The sequence below is a fragment of the Flavobacterium sp. B183 genome (genome assembly GCF_023539155.1).
Lineage (GTDB): Bacteria > Bacteroidota > Bacteroidia > Flavobacteriales > Flavobacteriaceae > Flavobacterium > Flavobacterium tructae.
Window position 1 is genome coordinate 2,839,159 of the sequence record NZ_CP097434.1, and the last position, 19,100, is coordinate 2,858,258.

At 37.8% G+C, this 19,100-nt stretch carries 9 protein-coding genes; 2 read left to right on the forward strand and 7 right to left on the reverse strand.

All coding sequences use genetic code 11. From position 1 onward, the window contains the following. The first annotated feature begins 92 nt into the window (after positions 1-92). Entirely contained in the window at positions 93-2,207 is a 2,115-nt protein-coding gene (locus M4I44_RS12065) for a LysM peptidoglycan-binding domain-containing protein (protein WP_249964846.1), read from the forward strand. Next, positions 2,207-2,608, forward strand: coding sequence for an OsmC family protein (locus tag M4I44_RS12070; protein WP_017497321.1), 402 nt, complete (start codon positions 2,207-2,209; stop codon positions 2,606-2,608). Before M4I44_RS12065 ends, M4I44_RS12070 begins: the two co-directional genes overlap by 1 nt. A gap of 123 nt (positions 2,609-2,731) precedes the next feature. Here M4I44_RS12070 and M4I44_RS12075 read toward each other — a convergent pair whose 3' ends face one another. The 7 genes from M4I44_RS12075 to M4I44_RS12105 all read right to left on the reverse strand — a co-directional run bounded on the left by M4I44_RS12075 (position 2,732) and on the right by M4I44_RS12105 (position 18,917). Then, positions 2,732-4,588 carry a beta-galactosidase gene (locus tag M4I44_RS12075; RefSeq protein ID WP_249964847.1) on the reverse strand — a complete coding sequence of 619 codons (1,857 nt, stop codon included), beginning with the start codon at positions 4,586-4,588 and terminating at the stop codon, positions 2,732-2,734. An 87-nt stretch (positions 4,589-4,675) separates the two neighbouring features. Beyond that, the gene (locus M4I44_RS12080) at positions 4,676-6,031 is read right to left on the reverse strand and encodes a Gfo/Idh/MocA family protein (protein WP_198288053.1); all 1,356 of its coding nucleotides are present in this window, start codon (positions 6,029-6,031) and stop codon (positions 4,676-4,678) included. Positions 6,032-6,127: 96 nt separating this feature from the next. After that, the gene (locus tag M4I44_RS12085; RefSeq protein ID WP_249964848.1) at positions 6,128-7,453 is read right to left on the reverse strand and encodes a DUF3472 domain-containing protein; all 1,326 of its coding nucleotides are present in this window, start codon (positions 7,451-7,453) and stop codon (positions 6,128-6,130) included. A gap of 101 nt (positions 7,454-7,554) precedes the next feature. Then, the gene (locus M4I44_RS12090; RefSeq protein ID WP_017497325.1) at positions 7,555-9,252 is read right to left on the reverse strand and encodes a RagB/SusD family nutrient uptake outer membrane protein; all 1,698 of its coding nucleotides are present in this window, start codon (positions 9,250-9,252) and stop codon (positions 7,555-7,557) included. A 13-nt stretch (positions 9,253-9,265) separates the two neighbouring features. Further along, the gene (locus tag M4I44_RS12095) at positions 9,266-12,346 is read right to left on the reverse strand and encodes a TonB-dependent receptor (RefSeq protein WP_249964849.1); all 3,081 of its coding nucleotides are present in this window, start codon (positions 12,344-12,346) and stop codon (positions 9,266-9,268) included. Positions 12,347-13,339: 993 nt separating this feature from the next. Next, positions 13,340-15,520 (reverse strand): M1 family metallopeptidase, encoded by a 2,181-nt coding sequence (locus M4I44_RS12100; protein WP_249964850.1) that lies wholly within the window; start codon positions 15,518-15,520, stop codon positions 13,340-13,342. 301 nt (positions 15,521-15,821) lie between these two features. Further along, positions 15,822-18,917, reverse strand: coding sequence for a DUF5107 domain-containing protein (locus M4I44_RS12105; protein ID WP_249964851.1), 3,096 nt, complete (start codon positions 18,915-18,917; stop codon positions 15,822-15,824). Positions 18,918-19,100 lie beyond the last annotated feature (183 nt).

Consider the following 19,100-nt stretch of genomic DNA (forward strand, 5'->3'; position numbering starts at 1 on the left):
AATGCAGAAAAAACAAGTGGCAGGGATTTTGTTTTACAGAGAATTTTGTAACTTGTTTTTGAATTAGGAATTAAATTGTTTTAAGCTTTATTATGAAATATTATTCAACATTATTGTCTCTGATTTTTTTTGCAACCAGTTCCGCATTTTCACAAGAAAAGGTGGTTAAATATACGGTTTCAAGCGGAGAAACTATTAACCAGATTGCTGTTAAATTTAAGGTTACGCCTTATGATATTTATTCCCTAAATCCGGATGCCAGAAATGGAGTAAAACCCAATACCGTTTTATTGATTCCGACAAGCGGTGCTAAAACAGCAGTTAAAAATGATGTTGCTCCGGTGAAAAGTTCAAATTCAGGAAAAACAATTACGCATGAAGTACAGCCAAAAGAAACTTTGTTTGGCATTGAGAAAAAATATAATGTTACGGATGAAGCTTTAAAAGCAGCTAATCCTTTTTTGGTGAAAGATGGTTTGCAGATTGGACAAACTCTTGAGATTCCGTCAAAAGGAAGTGCGGTGAAAACAACTGTTTCAACTTCAGTGAAACCGAAGTCGGCAGCACCGGAAAAGTATGTTTACCATGATGTGGTAGCAAAAGAAACTAAATTTTCAATTGCAAAACAATATGGAATGACTATTGAAGAATTAGAAAAACGTAACCCTGAAATTGTTTCAAACCTTCCAGTTGGTTATCGTCTGACGATCAAAGGAACTGCTCCTAAAGTAGAAACTTCTGCTCCGTCTGCGGCTGCTGTTGTAAAACCGGCTGAAACAAAAAAAGCAGTGGAAACTTCGAAAAAAGCAACTTCTTATATGGAGTATCAGGTGAAACCAAAAGAAACTTTTTATAGTTTAACGCATACTTTCCATATTACTCAGGAAGAATTAACGGCCTTAAATCCGGCACTTTCTGAAGGTGTAAAAGAGGGAATGGTTTTAAAAGTTCCGGCAGGATACGTGGCGCCAACACCAATTATCGTACACCAACAACCTGCTGAAAAAGAAGTTGAAAAAACTATTGAAAAGACCATTGAAAAGCCAGCTGAAAATACAGCAGGAATTAAAGTGGTAGATAAAGTTAAATCTGAAACTGTTTCCGCGAATCCGGAAGTGGTGGAACTGACTAAAAAAAGAGGGGAGAACGAACGTAAGAAATTAGTTTTATTATTGCCATTCAATTTAGCGAAAATGCAGGGGGATACTATCAGTGCTGCCAGTAGAATTAAGAGCGATAAATTTTTGAACATGACGCTTGATTTTTATTCGGGAGCTTTGATGGCAATCGATTCAGCAAGAACTTTAAAGTTGCCAATCGATGTTGCAATTTATGATTCTCAGGAGACAAAAAATAGTTCTAATGTTTCAGGTTTAATGGCTCAGAATAAATTGCAGGATGCCAATGCTGTAGTGGGACCTTTTTATCAAAGTAATGCCGAATCTACTGCCAATACATTGCGTTTGTATAATATTCCTGTGATTTCTCCATTATCAAAAGACAAAGCCAACCCAATTGATAATTTGTATCAGACGATTCCATCAAACGATGTGGTGCGAAATGCCGTTTTTGATTATATGAGAGGGAAGAATGGAAACATCGTTGCAGTTGTAGACAAAAAGAAAGAATCAGTGATCAGTTATATCAAACAAAACCAAAAAGGAGTTGTGTTTGCTAATCTGACTGAAACCGGAGCTCTGGATGTGGCGAATTTAAAAAGTTTGTTATTGCCTAACAGAATGAACTATGTCGTTATGGAATCGGCCAATACAGCAATGGTTAGAACGACTATAAAAGCTTTGACAGATGCTCAAAAAACCTGTCAGATACAGTTGGTAGTTTTAGAGCCAAACAATACGCTGGATTCAGACGAGATTAGTTTTGACAGTTTAATTAAGTTGAAATTGATGTATCCGTCCGTTACTCGTGATAGTGATGAACAGTCTGTTTTGATTTTTGAAAAAGAGTACCGATTGAAAAATAAAGTAAATCCAAATACCTATGCTACAAGAGGATTTGATGTTACTTTTGATACCATGATGCGTTTGGTTCAGGGAAAAACCTATCAGGAAACAGCCGATTTAATGACAACTGAACAAGTTGACAACAAATTTCAATTTTACAAAAAAGAGGATGGAGGACACGCAAACAAAGGTGTTTACATCTTATATTACGATAATGATTTAACTTTAAAAGTAGCAAATTAATGACATCAAAAGTAACCTATTTAGGCGATTTAAGAACAAAATCAATCCATGTGCAATCCGGAAGTGAAATCATTTCGGATGCGCCTGTAGACAATAACGGAAAAGGAGAAGCTTTTTCTCCCACAGATACTGTTGCCAATGCTTTAGCAAGTTGTATGATGACGATTATGGGAATTAAAGCCCGTGACCTGAATGTAAATTTAGTCGATTCAACTGCCGAAGTAACGAAGATTATGAATGCAGAACCGAGACGTATTGGAGCCATCGAAATTGCTTTTGAAATGAAAGGGGATGCCGATGAGAAAAGCAAAACCATTTTGGAACGCGCTGCAATGACATGTCCGGTGTTTTTAAGTCTGAACCCTGAAATTGAAAAGAAAATTACTTTTAACTGGAAGTAATTTAAAATCCAATATTTTAAAATTTTAAATCCCAAATTCCAATTTTTGTTGGAGTTTGGGATTTTTTTTGACAGAGAATTTTATATCAATTTTATTTCTATTTTACTCTAATGTTTTCTGGTATTATTGTCCGTTTTCGGGTTTTAAATCTTCTAAAATCGGAGTGCTAATTGTTTTTACCTCCTTCTGAATTTTTCCGTTTTTTTGTTCGAAAATCTGAATGGTGTTTTTACCTTTTTTAAGCCAGCAACCCGGAACATATAGTGTTTGTTGTGGACCAACGCTCCAGTAACGCCCAATGTTGATTCCGTTTACAAAAACAATTCCTTTGCCCCAGTCGCGCATGTCCAGGAAGGTGTCTCCGGTTTTACTCAGATTAAAGGTTCCCTGATATACCGTAGGACGGTCGATTTTTCCTGAGTTTTTGTAAGCCGTTACATCCGGTTCCTGAGCCATTGGTAACGGGTACATTTTCCAGTTTCCGGTAATGGTTTCGCCATTGATTATTACAGGGCTAATGATTCCTTTATTGTTGGCATTAATTTGAGAACCGTAGTTAATACGCCCCATATTCTCTACCAGAATATCTAGTGTTGCGTTAAAGGGAACTTCAATTTCACAATCGTATTTTTTGTAATAGCGGTTCAATTCTGCTACTTTTTTTCCGTTGACATACACTATGGCATAATCACGTAGGCCTTTTAGTTCCAGTTTCCCGCTAATAGGCTGTGTAAATCTTTTGCTGTACCAAACATAACCGTCTCCCTGATTGAGCTGTTCAAAAGTTAAAGGATTGTCTGCCGTTACAGGAGGGATTTTAGACTTTAAATCGGCTAAGTCAATAGCCTTTGTTAGTGCTATGTTCGGAATAGTGATCACGGGCATTTTTGCCGGAACAGGTGGAGTTTCATTGGTTTTGAGGATGGCTCTTAACGCATTGTATTTTGGGGTTGCCCAACCTGCCTCGCTAATGGGAGCATCATAATCGTAAGAAGTCATGTCGGGCTGAATGTCATGCTCTTTGTCGTAATTGGCTCCGGAAGTAAAGCCAAAATTAGTTCCTCCGTGAACCATATAGTAGTTGAATGAAACCTGATGGTCTAAATATTTTTGTGTTTGGTCAACAGTTTCCTGAGGAGTTTGTGTTGGAAAAGGTTCAGCCCAATGATCCAGCCAACCCGGATAAAATTCAGCAACCATATACGGACCTTGCCCGTTATTGAATTGGTTGACCACGTTTTTTAGTTTTGTAATATCGCTCTCTCCATTTGCCGTTGGGAGAGCACCCGGTAAAGCTCCGCCTTCAAATAACCAGCTTCCGTCTGAAGTAAAAAACGGAACTTCGAAACCAATGTCTTTCAATTGTTGAAAAACGGCCGCACTGTATTTTTTATGTTCTTCAAGAGGAACATCTTTGCGTTGTGCGACATACGAGCCAAATTCATTCTCCCCCTGAACCATAATAATCGGGCCTCCTTTGGTGATTTGTAAATTCTTAACCTGATTGTACAGTTCGGTAAAATAGGCTTTAGTTGCGCTCAGATAAGCTTTGTTGTTTCCACGAATAACCATATCACGAACATTTTGTAAAAACCAGGGATAACCTCCAAATTCCCACTCGGCACACACATACGGCCCCGGGCGTAAAATCACGAATAAACCCTCTTCCTGAGCTGTTTTGATGTATTCGGCCAGGTTTTTATTTCCGGTTTTGAAGTCCCAGATTCCGGGTGCCGTTTCATGATAATTCCAAAATACATACGTGGCGACCGCATTTAAACCCATTGCTTTCATCATTTTTAAGCGATGGCGCCAATAAGGCTGTGGAATGCGGGAGTAGTGCATTTCACCGGAATGAATTTGTATGGGTTTTCCGTTGAGCAGGAAATTTCCATTGGCAATAGCAAAACTTTGTTTCTCTTGGGCTGTTGCGCAAAGGCTAAGAGAAAGAAACAGAAAGGTAAGGTATATTTTTTTCATCTTTAATTCAAATTAGTGTTGACTATAATGAACAAGAGAGCACTATAAATCGCGCCCTCTTGTTTCTACTAACTAACCAATAAATTTTTATTCTGAAAATTCTAATTTTTTCAACTTGTTCCATCCGCCACGCGTGAAATCCGGAATTTCTACAGGAGCAGAACCGTTGTCAAGAGAAATCTCTGTTAATGGACCTAAACAAGACCATTCGGCTAAGTCGTAAACGTCCATATCTAACGGAAGTCCTTTTTGTAGACAGTAAATCAAACGGTAATCCATTACGAAATCCATTCCGCCGTGACCGCCCACTTTTTTAGCCTGCTCTTCGATGTTTTTTACAATCGGGTGTTTGTATTTTTCCATTAATGCTTTTTTCACATCTGCAGGAACAAAAGAGTGTGCGCTTAATTTTTCATGATTTGGTTTTACATCATCACCTAATTCCTTACCGTCTAATGCATATCCTTCTAACGGGTATTTGTTAGCAAAACCTTTTGTACCGCTTAATTGGTACATTCTGCTGTACGGACGAGGAGAGGTAACATCGTGCTGGATTTGGATTGTTTTTCCGTTTTCCGTACGAATCATAGTCATGGTGTGATCTCCATTTCTGAAATCTTTGATTTCTTTTCCTGATTTTTCTTTGATGTATGCCGGATTTCCAACCGCTTTCGTATCCATAGAAACTAAAAAGTTCATTTTGTCACCACGGTGAATGTTTAGAGCCTGACAAGCGGGTCCCATACCGTGAGTAGCATAAATGTCGCCACGGTGTTTGATGTTGTAATCCATTCTCCAGTTGTTCCAGTATTCTCCCCAGAAAGGCTGAAGTCCGTGGATGTAAGATCCTTCGGCATGAAGAATTTCTCCAAATAGACCTTGCTGTGCCATGTTTAAGGTAGTAAGTTCGAAGAAATCGTATACACAGTTTTCAAGTTGCATACAGTGTTTACGAGTTTTCTCAGAAGTATCAATAAGCTGCCAGATTTCTTCCATTGTCATTGCTCCCGGAACTTCTATGGCTACGTGTTTACCGTCTTTCATCGCTTGTACACCAATGATAGCATGGTGTTTCCAATCGGTGGCAACATATACTAAATCAACATTTGGTAAAGCCGTCACTTTTCTCCAGGCATTTTCGTCACCGTAAAATTCCTGAGCTTTAGGAAATCCGGCTTTGGTTAAAGTTTCGTTTGCTTTAGAAGTATTTTCCTGTGTCATATCGCATAAAGCGACAATTTCTACACCCGGAATATGTGTCATGCGCTCTACTGCTCCCGGACCACGCATTCCGAGACCTATAAAGGCAACACGAACGGTAGGTAGTGGTGTTGTTGCCAAACGCAAAACATCGGTTTGACCTTTTGCACGGGCAGGTGTTTTGGTTTTAATCATTTGTGCCGATGCGTTTGTTCCTCCAAACAGAATACAGGCGGCTAACATGAATTTTAAAATACTAGTTTTCATAATGTATTATTTTGATTTGAAATGATTGATAATCTAAAATCCGATTATCGGGGATTATTGTTGTGAGGTATTTTAGGGTAATGTATTAAAATTGATCTCCGGTTTTTTATTCGTTAATGGTTTTGTAAAAATAGTTTTTGGCGTGGTATAGTCATTAAAAAAGCCTCCGTTTTTTAGATAAAAGAAACCATTTTCAGTTCCTCCGGCAAAATCCATTCTGTATTCTTTTGCTCCTGTGTTGTCGTTTGTAAAGCGTACTGAATTAATTTCGAACCAGTTGCCTTTGTCGTCGCAAACCCATTGATTGTTGAAAAGGACTTTGCGGGACAGATCTCCCTGTTCCGGGATGAAATTTTCCAGAAAGGAATGAAATCTTTTCAAATAGGTATTGGTTTGAGGACGATTAAAACTGGCAATCAATAACCATTTATTCAATTCGGGAGCGTAAAAGTAAGCGGTATATGTGGTGGTGTTATTACCGACAGGCAGTCCTCGAAGTAAAAACTTGTAGGTGTTTCCTGCTTTCCAGTTGTATTTAAGGTAGCTTTGTCCTCCTGAGCCTTCGTTACCAAATTCGCCTGTGTGCACATTTTCGCCTTTTTTCAGCAGTTTAATTTTATGAGTTTCAGGAATACTGTTAGGATCGTCAGTTGTAAACGGGCTCCATACCGAGAATAAAATTCTTCTTTCGGTAGCTGAGTTTACCTGAATTCCGAAGTAACCTTCGCCAAAACCATTTGCCATAAAATAAGACCCGATTTTGTCTTCGTTTTGAGGAACGGTAATTTCATTGTAATACCACTCGGTGTTGGTGTTTTCGGGAGTCTGATAGTTTAAATGAACAGAAGGTCCGCGACGTCCCCAATGATAGAAGTCGCCTTCGTTGTTGGGTACGTAAGAGATTTTACCGTCAAAATCAGCACTTGCAATCGTTAGACGACTAATAGACGGGAAACGATCGCCGGTTTTACTGATTCCTTTTATTTTAACAGCAATATATCCTTCTTTTTTAAGGTTCCAGGTTCCTGCGATAACGGCCTTTTTTGAAGTGGTGAAGTTTACTTTTTTAGATTCATTATTAATCGAAAATTCGAGTTCGGATTTTCCATACACTTCAACAGATTCTTCTACCGTAATTTGAAAGGTTCCGGGTTTGGAAATTCTGAAATAGGCGGTGAAAAACTCGTTGGAATCTGTCCAGTTTTCGATGCCATTGTCGGTAATGGTATTTTTTCCGTCTAAATGTTTAGAACTATACGCATTTCCACCAAGCGGCAGAGAAATTGTTGTCTTTGGATTTTCTATGGTTTCATTTTCCGATGTTACATCATCATTGCTGCCAACGCAGGAAACCGAAACTAGAAAAGAAGCAAAAAACAGGTATATTATTTTTTTCATTTGTTGCGATTAAGTTATTATAAATGTATTCTTCTTTTTTAAAGTAGCCTCTCTAATTGACCAAATTAGAGAGGCTTCAAAACAAACAATAAAATAAAAAACTATGGGTTTTGTGTTAAAGTCCCAGGGTAAGCATTAATCTCTGATTGTGGAATGTATTGCACCACACGAGGGCTTGTAGCCGGAACGTCATTCATTGGTAAATGAGGGCCAGGGTAACGGCGTGTCATCGTTTGACCGTTTCTGTAAACGTCGTAACCACGATGTGCTTCAAAAGCCAATTCTAACTGACGCTCTTCATCGATACGCTGTACCGCGTTTGTGCTGTTTAAAGAAGCATATCCTCCGCCAACAATTGCTCTTTCACGAATAATGTTCAGGTTGGTTAAAGCATTGGTATAATCTCCTTTTTTAGCATAAGCTTCGGCCATGTTCAGGTACATTTCTGCTAATCTCGAGATGATAGGCGAGTGCAGGTGTGAATCATTATTTTGTAAAGAACATTTTGTGATGTAAAACATTGGATATACACGGTTTAAAAGCATCATATAGTCTTTCTCACCTGTATAGGTTTTGCCTTGGTATACGATAGAGTATTGGTTATCGGCTGCATTTACAACGGTAAGGTTGTAATCTGTGGTTCCAATGGTAATAAAGTACGATCCATCAGCTTTTGTTTTTAAAGGCTGTTGCACATAATTGTATCCGGTTTGCGTACCAGCCGCATTGAAAACATCTGTTACAAAACGGAAAGCTTCTGTTTTATTTCCACTGGCATCTTTGGTATATTGCGGATCAATAAAAGCCCAACGAGCATCTTTTTTCAGTCCTGATTTTCTCAATAAGTCAAGGTATTCTCCACTGGCATACATTTCTCCCCATCCTTGTCCCTGAATGTTGGCATACATTCCTCCAATACCATAATAATGATCAAATCCGGAATATTCTGAAGCAACTCTTTTTATAGCAAAAATAGTTTCGGTTTGTTCTGCAGAATCGGGTGCATAAGTGTTGTATTTCATAAAGTTTGCACGGCTTAGTAAGCTGTATCTACCACTCATGATTACTTTTTTGGCATAATCAATAGAAAGCGTTGCATATTCCTGATTTGGAGTTTCATAGGTACCACTCATGTACAAGTATACTCTTGAAAGCATAGCTTGTGCAGCCTCTTTGGTTGCATAAGTAGCTGCTTTTCCTACGGTCATAAGGGCTTCTGCTTTTTTCAAGTCATTGATAGCCTGTTCGTAAGTTGCTTTTACAGTAGAGCGATCCGGAAGTCTCAGGTTAGCAACATCTGCTGGTAAACCATTTACAATTGGCACACCTAAATTGGTTTCAGGTGATTGAGCATAGGGTCTTCCGTAAGTACGGCAAAGGTAAAAATAGATCATACCTCTTAAATAGTAGGCTTCTCCTAATTGCTGATCAACAGCCGGGCTTTCTCCTTCAGAGATAATTTTGATCAAATCACTTGACTGTGAAACGATTTTATAACCATTGTTCCAAAAAGTAGATAATCTGCCGTTATCAGGAATGTGCTGGTAGGAGATAAAAGAATAAAAAGAGTCAGTAGAAGTTCCTCTAATCATGATGTTGTCTCCCGGATATTCCCCTACACGGTGCATGACATCCGACCAGCCTTTTAATTGTGCGTAACATCCGTTAAGTAAAACTTCGATTGAAGCTTCTTTGTCCTGTTGTATTTTGTCTTGTGTATATGATCCAAATGGCTCTCTGTCTAACTCACATGAGGACAGTAAACTAATTGCGATACCTAATATTAATATCTTTTTCATGTTTTGTTTCTTTTTAAAGTGTTAGATTAAGTCCAAGAGTTATTCTTCTGGTTTGCGGATATACTTGTGTAGCCACTCCAGAAATTACGTATTGTCCGGTTGAACTGTTGTAATTTGGCGATAACTCAGGATTTACACCTGAAAAGTGTGAGATGGTGAATAAGTTTTCTCCTGCTACAAATAATCTTAAATTGGCGATGCTTATGTTTTTAAGCGGTAGGTTGTAACCGAAAGAAAGGCTTCTCATTTTTAAGTAGGTACCTGTTTCAAGATAACGGGAAGAAGCTTTATTAGATTGACTGGTATTATCATAGATAGCCTGAGGATGTGTTGCAATATCACCCGGTTTTTCCCAACGACTCCATCCACTGTGCAGATTCATTTGATTTCTGTCGGTATAAGCACCATCTGAATCAAATTCTGATCGGGCGTAGTTGTAAATTTGTCCTCCAACAGAGTAGCTGAAAACAGCTGCAAAATCAAAGTTTCTATAGTTTAAACTGGTAGAGAATCCTCCAAAAAAGTCCGGAGTATAAGTTCCGATTGTTTTTCGGTTTTTTGAAGCATCCGCATAATCATTTGTTTTTACACGTTCTCCGGAAGCATTAGTAGTGAACCATTGTGGTTTTCCGTTTGCAGGGTCAACACCAGCCCATTCTGTTAAGTACCAGCTGTCTACATCAGTACCAGGTTTTAGTAATTTTGAAGCAGATCCTGCAGCACCACTACCGTCTCCTACAATAATTTCCTGACGATCACCGTAAAGTGCCGTTACTTTGTTTTTGTTTACGCCTATGTTAGCATCAAATGACCATCTTAGGTTTTCGGTTTTAATGATATCTACATTGATAGAAGTCTCAAAACCTCTATTGTTTACAGCTCCAACGTTTCTCCAGATACCAGTTACACCAATAACTCCCGGAAGTGGTACGTAATACAATAAGTCGGATGTATTTTTATTGTAGTAATCAAATGTAATGTTTACTCTGTCGAAAATTCTTAAATCTAAACCTACACCAGTAGTAAATGTTTTCTCCCAGCTTAAATCAGGATTAGCCAATTGCGAAATAAGAGCTCCCGGATTCTCGTCGTAACTTTGTGAGAAAGAATATAATGGCAGGTGTCCGTATAAACTGTTTGGACGATTTCCAACTGAACCATAACTGGCTCTTAGTTTTAAGTTGTTGATCCAGTTTACTTTAAAGAAAGCTTCATTGTGAATATTCCATCCACCACTGATGGAGAAGAAATTACCATATTGTGCATTTTTTCCAAAGTTAGAGGCTCCGTCACGACGGAAAGAGAATTGCGCTAAATACCTGTTGTCATAAGAATAGTTAACGTTTGACAGTAAAGATTGTACCGCCCACTCGGATCTGTTTCCTTCTACTTTTTCAGGTTTTGCAGCCGGATCTGTTACAATGATCCCCGGAGGCAATCCTGTAGCAGTAGCATTACTGTATTTCGAGCTGTATTCATTCCACTCATAACCGGCAATCGCGTTGATGTCGTGTTTGTCAATTTTAGTGTTGAATTTTAATAACTGGTTGGTATAAATTCTGTTAAACGTACTGAAGTTATCCGTAATTCTACCTTTCACAGCTAATCCTGATGAAGATCGCGGATCAGAATATGAAGTTGAATTTGCATTACCAAAAATATAGTTGTTTACCGATGCAAAAGTCAGCCATTTGGTGAATTTGACATCGAAGTCAAGATTTGAACGTACATTATAATCTTCAGATTCAGAAAAATTCCATTGTAAATCATACAGGTAGTTTGATCCGGTGGTGTTTACCCAGGTTGGGTTTGGTGCATTTCCTACCAACGTTCCGTCTGGCAAATAAGGGCTATCCCATGGAAGATTACGATAGATATCTCCAACAGAATGCTGTTTGTCGTAAGTTGTTTCTTTTGTTAAGTTTATTTGTGGTCTTATAGTTAACCAGGTATTTGGTTTGTATTCAAATTTCATCAAACCATTATATCTTTTGTAATCATAGCCAATGATAGCACCTGTTTCATCATAAACTCCTAAGGAAACATAACTTTTAAAGTTATCACCGCCACCACTGATTGACAGGTTGTAATCCTGAGCAATACCGGTTTGAGTAGCATTTTTCCACCAATCGTAGTTTTTGTTTCTTAATTCAGGAGTCCACCATGAAGCATTTTGAAAAATTTGTTTGTTTGGGAAAGAATCGTATAAGTCATACAATTCAGATCCGTTCATGATTTTAAAATTCCCTGAATTTATGGTAGCCAAAGCTGTTTTTGCAGAGAAGTTGATGGTTGCCTTACCTGCTTTACCGCTTTTCGTAGTTACTACAACTACACCATTGGCACCTTGTGAACCATAAACTGCCGTAGAAGCTGCATCTTTAAGAACGGTTAAAGTTTCGATATCAGAAGGGTTCATCGTTGGAGAACTGTTTCCAACTATAACACCGTCTACTACCCAAAGAGGGTCGGTGCTTCCATTTACGGTACTTCTACCTCTGATAACTACTTTTGACGCACCTCCAGGCTGACCACCGCTTGTACTTACAAAAACTCCGGTTGCTTTTCCTGCCAGTAAGTTTTCGACGTTAGGAGTGGTAACATCCAATAATTTTTTATTGTCTAAAGTTTGCAAAGATCCGGTTAAGCTCTCTTTTTTTACTTTACTGTATCCTACCACAACAACTTCATCCATTTGTTGTCCGGCTTCTTTCATGACTACTTTCACTGTGCCATTTCCAGCAGGGAGTTCCTGATCCTGCATTCCTAAGAAAGAAAATACTAAAATTGTATTGGCATTGGGTACTTCAATAGCAAAGCTTCCATCGATATCGGTCTGAACACCGGTCTTAGATCCTTTTATGATAACATTTACACCAGGAATTGGAATTCCTTTATCGTCTACAACTTTACCTTTCACCATTTTTTGAAAGGCTAGTAAGCTGGTTTTGTTTAATGAGATTTCTTTTGAAGGAGCTGCGGTCGTAATTTGAAAAGTCACGGACAACAATGAAAACAGTGTTGCCTTTATGCTTTTTTCAAGTACTGTCTGCAACCTTAAATTCTTAGGGTTTTTTGAGAGTGCATTTTTCATACTCTTGTTTTTGGGTTTGGTTAATGATTGTTTTTGTCAGGTTATTTTTTGTTGTAATTATTATGTTGATTTTTTATTCTTTTTTACTCTAAAAAGGTTTTTTAAAGAAGGAAAAATCTTATGTGATATTTTAACTACTTGACGAAACTATTGATTATATTTTTATTAACCAAGAAAAAACACAAAAAATGTGCTCGAACACACGAAATTTGTGTTCTCGAGCACATAAAATTGCACAAAACGTTTTTTTTAAACTAAAAAAGTAGCGTTTTGTTAAAATAAATGGACCGAAAAAGAATAGTTCAATATTTATATTGTCAAAATGTAAATATTCTATTTTTAAGTTATTAAAAAGAGTTGTGTTTAATTTTGTGAATTTCGTAATTACCACCCCTTTATGTTGCTAATAAAGTAAGTTTTCTACTGTTATTCTGTAAGTGCGTTCCTGTGGGGATTTTGTTTTTTGAGGATTAATTTCTGCGAAGAAAAGTTGTGTTTTTTGGGTAAAAAACGGTCTTTAGTTTAAGGATAAAAAAGAGCAGGATGTGGAAGCGATTTTGAATGCAATTTTAGAAATTGAAAGGGTAATTTTTTCGAAGTTACCATTTCGAAAAACAGGAAGAATAATGAATCCAATTTGGAGAGTAGAGGGGACACTTTTATACCTTTTTTGTCAAATGATTTGTGATTAAATTAAAGCAGGATGATAAAAGAAATCTTTCAAATAAAGCATTTATCCGAAAGTTTATACAGATGGAAGTAGGTACAATAAAGAGAAGTAGATTGGTTCTTAAAAACAATTAAAATAAGGGAAAATAAAAGAGTGAGAATAGAAGTTGTAACAAATAGAAATATCTAGTCCTTCTAGCTCTTAAACAAAAAAAGCCTCTCTAATCCAATCAGAGAGGCATAGAAACAATATTTTTAAGTACTAATTATAAAACCTTGTTTCTTTTTATTTTAAGTAAGGTTAACCATTCAGATATTAGTTACTTACTTTTGATTGTTAAATTCTTTAAGCAAAGGCGTTATGTGATTTCTGGTATCTTCGTCTAAAGCTGCTTTTATTTTATCGGCCTCTTCCGGGGCATATTTCGACAATCCTAAGATTCCTGCGGCGGCCACATTGTAAGATTGGTTTTTAGTACTTTCAATCATTAAATTTTTGTAAGCGGCATCACCCGTTCCGGCAAGTTTGATAATGGCTGAAGCTCTCGCATAAGTTTTTTTATCATTTTGGGCAATGTTCAATAGGGTTTTAAGCGCAGCTTCTTTTATAGAATTGTCTGCCAAATCAATGGCACGGATACTGCGGGTTCTTAAATCGTCTCTCTGATCTTGTAAACCAGCCAAAAGAATCAGCTGTGCCTCATGACTTTTATCTTTTGCCGCAAACTTTATCGCTTCAATTCGGTTGTAGTATGTAGGGACATTTTTGTACTGATACAGGTAGTCGGATATCTTTTTGTTGTCAATGACTTTACCTACTAAGATTTTGTCCGGATCAAGATCGATGAAATCCGGTTTTGAAGGCAGGTCAAAACTGAAATTCTGCTCTCTTTTGTCAATTAAAATATCTTTTCTGACTTTGGTTCCATTAACATAAAAATCAACTTTTAACGGAAGTGTAAAGGTCTGTACCGAGCTTTCCTGAACTTGTTTTACAGCCATTGTTGCTTTTCCATCGGCATAACCGTATTCAATATTTAGAATCGGATTTCCGCCCTGAAAGTACCATTGGTTGAAATACGGACTCCAGTCTTTTCCGGTTACTTCTTCCATTGCGAGACGCAATTGGTGGCTTTCTCCTGTTTTGAATGCATTGGTCGTCAGATATTTATTTAAAGATTTAAAGAAGGCTTCGTCACCCATTTGATTTTTTAAAGCATACAAGATGATTGAACCTTTAGAATAGCTAATGTTGTCAAACATATCTTCTTTGTTTCCGTAGTGAAAACGCGCCAGTGGCGGACTAACTCCGTCTTTGGAAGAACGCAGACAGTTTTGCAGTTTTTCATAACGAGAGCGGTCTTCGGCATCCTGCCCTTCATCGTGACCGTGCCAAAGTACTTCACCAAAAGTGGCAAAAGATTCGTTCATGGTTAAGTTCGACCAGGATTCGGCAGTTACATAATCACCAAACCACTGATGAAAAAGTTCGTGTGCAATAGTACTTTCCTGATTGTCGTCTAATAACTCTCTTTCGGTTTTTTGCACGTGCTCGCCGTGTAAGGTTGCCGAAGTGTTTTCCATGGCACCCGAAACGTAGTCTCTTGCTACAATCTGAGCATATTTTCCCCATGGATATTCTACCCCAAGCATTTTGCCGTAAAACTTCATCATGTCCGGAGTTTTTCCAAAAATTTGTTTGGCGTATGGCGCATACTTTGGCTCCAGGTAATAGCTTACTTCTTGTCCGTTATAAGAATCTTTGTAAATTTTAAAATCACCTACAGCCATCATAAAAAGGTAGGGTGAATGTGGCAGATCCATTTTCCAGGTATCAGTACGCGTACCATTTTTATTCACTTTTTGGGAGATTAGTTTTCCGTTTGAAAGCGAAGTGTATTTGGCATCAACAGTCATGGAAATTTCAGAAGTTGTTTTCTGATTGGGCTTATCAATGGTTGGAAACCAAGCTGATGAGGCCTCTGTTTCACCCTGTGTCCAGATTTGAATCGGTTTGTCGCCTTTTCCATCAGGGTTGATGAAATACAAACCTTTTGCATCTGTTATGGCAAGACTTCCTTTCACTTTAAGTTCGTCCGGCTTTGCGGTATAATCAATGAAAATGATGTATTTTTCGGTGCTTTTATATTTTCTGTTTAGGGTGATCAAAAGCTGTTCATTGTCGTAGGTGTACTTTAACGGAATTGTCTTTTTTCCATCAACCATAGCAATAGTTTTGAAATCCATTCCTTTGGCATCCAGTCTAAGAGAATCGGTATCATAAAAATGAGGTTTTAAAGTCAGCCATCCTTTTCCGTATAAATAACGTTTTCCGTAATCAAAAGATACGTCCAGTTTGGTGTGCACAAGGTCATTTACTTTTAATGGGGTAACCTGATAAACAGATAATGGGTTTTTGGTCTGATCGTTGTTTTGGGCCATCGCATTTTGCCCGGCAACAAGGAAAAGACTAAAAAGAGAATACTTTAAAAATTGTTTGTTCATTTTTTGGTTTTTAGAATGATTATTTTGATTGATTATTGTTTATGATTGTCCTTAAGGTGTATTAGGAATATTTTTTTGCCACAGATTAGAAAGATTTCCACAGATTGCTTTAATAATTGCGTATAAAATCTGTGCGAATCTTCATAATCAGTGGCTAATTTTACCACCTTGTTATTAGTCACGGATAGGCCTTTTATTGTTTTAAACTTGAAATGGAGCTAAGAACGTTTTAAATTGACATTTCAGTCGCCATAAAACTCGTATTTTTATTTCGAAAAATACAATTTTAACCGAAGTATTTTTATAGTTTTTCTATAATTCGAACTTCACCGTCTTTCTCCTCTTCGGTTAAAATATTGGATTGTTTTTTACGATACGTTTCAAAAGTCCATTGTACAATTTTGTTGTCAGGATATAACTTGGCTTGTTTTTGCAGCCATTCCTCTGCTTTTTGTTCCGAAGAAGTTTTTTCGATTGCCCAGGCCGTAATGAGTTGGTTAGCCGGAAGAAAATTCATAACCGTATTGTCAACTTTTGGGTTAAAAGCAATAATGTTTTGTAAAGCGCTTTTGGCTTTGTCAGCATCACCTAAGCTCATGTAACATTGATAATTCAGCCAGCTTTCCAGCCTTTCATCAATATCTTCGTCATAGGGTTTTCCAACTCCTAAATTTTCCGGCCATAATTTGGCGTCCGAAATCAATTGTAATGCTTTTTTGTATTGCTTGTTTTTCATTTCGGCCAAAGCCTGCATTAGTTTTGCTTCATGATACAATTGACGTCCTGCAGTAGCGCCTTCAAAGGGAAGGATTTCCAGTTGGGTCAGGAAAGCATCGGCAACAGCGTATTTTTTGTTCAGGAGCAGTGTTTTGGCATACAGCATTCCCATTAAATAATTTTGAGGATGTTTTTTATAGAAAGGTGCTGCGGTTGCCAGTGCTTTATCAAATTGTTTTTGGGCAATGTAGTATTCGGTTAAAAGTTTAGGATATCTCCAGCTTTGACCGTCTATTTTAATCGCTTGCTGCAGACTGGACAGAACCAATTGGGGATCATTTTTAAATAACGAAGCTTTGGCTCCATAGAAAGCAGGATCAATAGGCAGATTGGCGCATTGCAAAAACAACTCTTTTGCTTTTGAAACATTATCGCGATTCCATTCGATTAAAGCCAAATGATATTTCAATTGCCACTGATTGTTCGTTTTGATTAGTTTTTCCAGAATTTGTGCTGTTTCTCCACGGAAAGGAAAACTATTGTCGGGTTGGAGTTTGCTTAAATCAACCACTTTGTTTTCTAAATAAGCTTTCCAATATACAATTTCAGCATTTGGAAGGGCAAGTGAAAGTACTTTTAAAGCTTCTTCTTTACGACCTAATTGTGTATACCATATTCCTAACTCCAGATACGTTTGCTGTGGCATTTCGTTTTGAATCAAAGCCGTAAAATGCTGTTTTGATGCCTCGGACAAATCCCAAAGATATTTTTCAAAACCAACAAAATGATTGAGAGGATCAACGTTATTTATCGTATTGAGAATTTCGACTGCTCTACTTTTATTATTTTGCAGACGAGATAATACGGCAAGTAATTGCAGACTTTCTAAATTATCCTGATTGTTCCGTAAACTTTTTTCGGCATATTCAGCTGCTTTTGGAAGATCGTTTTCCCTAAAGTAAATTTTGCTTAAAGCGGTATAAGCAGAACTTCGGAATTCAACGCTTGCTGCTGCGATATCAAAACCATCTTTGGCATCGGTAGTATTGCCTAAATGAAGGTTAGCTAATCCGTAATAATAATTGGCAGCAGGATGATAGGTATCAATAGACAAAGCTTTACTTGATGAAAGGACAGCTTCGCGGTATTGGAATTTACGAATTTGTAAAATCGCTAAATCAGCAAGAGCAGGGGCGTAGTTGGGATCTTTTTGAAGACAGGCGGTTAATTTTTCTTCTGCTTTGATATAATCTTTAAAACTAAGGTAGTTTTTTCCCTGCAGGTACAATCCGTACACCGAGTTATGGTCAAAATCTTTTGGAATTTCCAGCGGACGATTCAGATTTCCATCTTCCGGAGCCGAATTCCACACGAGTTTATTTTCGCCAAGTGTTAGTTTTAATTGGTTTGGATCAACAGCAATCTGAATAGAATCTTTGAAGGATTGTAGTGTATTTACTGAAATATCTTTGGAATAGATTTTTTTGCCATTGTCAAAGACTTCCAGTTTTTCGTTTAGTTTTTGAAGCGGAGAAAAATAGATTTTCAACCAGCCGTTTTCGTTTTTCACATTTACGGTGCCATAATTATTAGCTTTTACAAATCCTTTGGTTTGTTTCACCGGAAACCAGTATTCGGTCCATAAATCCGTTTGATAAGGGGCGAAGGAGCGCTGCTTGAAAGGGGTTAAACTGCTGCCTTCACTTGCCTGATTGAACAGTCTTCCACTTTGAACTTCTACATATTGACCGTCGGTATCGGTTAATAATTTTTCCCAGATCATTCCTTGCTGAGACAGTCCCCAGATCCATATTTTTTTACCGGGTTTGTCGTCGTGATTGCCATATCTTCCCATTCCGAAATCTTCGTCATGGTAATATCCTCCAAAGAAATCGTCGTATTTTCCAAAGACATGATACGATTTGTAACCTCCAAAATCATTGTTTTTATAGAACGACAGATCTTTACCATTTTCTTTGTCAATGGGCCATGAATTATGTTCGCCATTGTGTCCGATATAACTTTGTCCCGGGTAAATAAACTGTAGACTTTCAGCAGCTTTTATACCGGTATTCATCCAGGTATAATAAGGCTGCTCGGTTTCGGTCGAATTGAACCAGAAGGAATTTGTGGTGAAATACGCTTTGTCTTTGGGTAAATTGATGTCCAGTTTCCAGGATGTTCGCGTTAGCAGATCCAATACGCCAATCACACAACTTACACTTCCGTCTGCTCTGGTGAGCGTGATATAATCAACGGGAGTAGCACAGTTGGGAGTGTGTCCGATGATGCCATAATTACCCTCGACACCACCGCTTGTCCAGGGGCCGCGCATGGCAATATCTCTGAATTTAATCACATGATTGTTGTAAATAAAGTCCTTTCCGGTTGATTTCTCCACAGCCGACCAAACTTTTCCGCCAATTTCAGGAAGGATCATGAGTTTGATGTAATCATTTTCCAGTTCGATTACTTTCCATTCTTTTTGTACAGGTTTATCCGTAAAACCGTCAAATCGGAAATACGGATATACTTTTGTATCCGGTTTCGGAATGGGATCAGGGTCTGAAAACGGGTAAGTGGTGAATACTTTTTTGTATTCTTTTATGGTGGGTTTATTTTGTGCGTTGACAAACAGGCTTCCAAAAAGTAAAACGGATAAAAAGGGTCTAAGTTTCATGTGGAGAGCTATTTATGGTTTATGGTTTATGGTTTGTTGTTTGTTATTTGTTGTTTGCGCAATCTTGTCATTCCGAGGTACGAGGAATCACACAGGAAACTCCGTACAGAATGTCGCCAATCTTTGTCGAATTACCATTGTGATTCCTCGTTCCTCGTAATGACAAACAAGGCATATAATCGT